At 77.5% G+C, this 626-nt stretch carries 1 protein-coding gene; it reads right to left on the bottom strand.

Annotated features, from left to right (window positions below):
- Window positions 1–626: FtsX-like permease family protein (locus tag AE652_RS42655; protein ID WP_049661730.1), on the bottom strand; the 626-nt coding region annotated here is incomplete at both ends.

Genomic DNA, 626 nt, shown 5'->3' with positions numbered 1-626 from the left:
CATCGGCGGCCAGAAGGCGATGGGCGGCCCGGCCAGCAGGCAGGTCAGCGGGGAGGGCAGCAGTGACAGGTGCACCGGGCCGAGGTCGAGCCCGCCGACCACGGCGGTGCCGGCCGCGCCGAGGGCGACGCCCAGCAGCACGCCCGTCGCCGAGGCGCCCACCCCGAGCAGCAGCCCCTGGCGGCGGATCAGCCGGCGCAGCTGCTGCCGGTCGGCGCCCACGCAGCGCAGCAGGGCGAGCTGGCGGGTCCGCTGGGCGAGCACCACGGTGAAGGTGTTGCCGACCACCATCCGCGCCACCGCGAGGGCGATCAGGACGAAGGAGAGCGAGGCGATCAGCACCATGCCGTACAGGGTGCTGCTCTGCCGGGTCGCCTCGTTGACCGAGGCCTCGCGGGTGTGCACCTGGACGTCGGCGCCGAGGGCGGCGCGCAGGGCTTCGACGGTCCCTGCCCGGGAGGCGCCGGGGGCGACCCTGACGTCGAGCCGGTCGGTGACGGCGCCGGCCGCGTAGCCGGCGACCGCGTCCGCCGGGACGCCGATGATCGGGACCCCGGCGAGGCTCGGGGCGCCCCGCTCGTCCAGGGTGCCCACCAGCCGGGCGGTGGCGGTGGTGCCGTCGGCCC

This window comes from Kitasatospora sp. MY 5-36 (assembly GCF_001182915.1).
Lineage (GTDB): Bacteria > Actinomycetota > Actinomycetes > Streptomycetales > Streptomycetaceae > Kitasatospora.
The sequence above is the reverse complement of the archived record's forward strand: the minus strand, read 5'-3'. Positions and strand labels throughout refer to the sequence as shown.